Source organism: Mycobacterium sp. 1245852.3, assembly GCF_001669335.1.
In the GTDB taxonomy this organism is placed as follows: domain Bacteria; phylum Actinomycetota; class Actinomycetes; order Mycobacteriales; family Mycobacteriaceae; genus Mycobacterium; species Mycobacterium europaeum_A.
Window position 1 is genome coordinate 1 of record NZ_LZLL01000258.1, and the last position, 620, is coordinate 620.

The 620-nt window shown below is 68.9% G+C and carries 1 protein-coding gene; it reads right to left on the minus strand.

All coding sequences use genetic code 11. From position 1 onward, the window contains the following. Window positions 1-620 (minus strand): segregation/condensation protein A (locus A9W96_RS11275; protein WP_231999660.1); only part of this gene is annotated, 620 nt, incomplete at both ends.

The following is a 620-nucleotide window of genomic DNA, read 5'->3' on the forward strand; positions in this document are numbered from 1 at the left end:
CTGTATCGGTCGCGGGCGGTAGCATTCGACCAGTCAGAGCCGCTTGGCGTGCTCCAAATTGCCTGGACCGGGGAGTGCCCGACCACCTCCATCGACGCCTCACAGTCGGCGACCAGCTCGGAGAACGTCGCCCACGCGCCGCTGCCCCGCGCCTGAAGGATGTCCAGCAGCTTCTTGGCCTGCTCGGGGACCGACACCTGCACCTGGTGCAGGTGCGCGACGGACACCGTCGGCACGGGCCGCGGGCTGAACGCGATCGCGGCGATCTGGGCGAAGCGTTCGGCGTCGACGCCGATCATCACCTCGGGCAGCAGTTCGGTGAACCGGTCCTCCAGCGACACCGAGCGCGGGTAACTGCGCAGCGCGGTGGCCTCGAGCTCCGCGAACATCTCGGCGACGTGCTTGAACGCCCGGTACTGCAGCAGCCGGGCGAACAGCAGGTCGCGCACCTCCAGCAGCGCCAGGTCTTCGTCGTCGTCGACCTGCCCGGCCGGCAGCAGCCTTGCCGCCTTCAGATCCAGCAGGGTCGCGGCGACCACCAGGAACGCGGTGGTCTCCTCCAGCTCGAGCTGCGGGCCGATTTCGCGGGTGTAGGCGATGAAGTCGTCGGTGACCTGGTG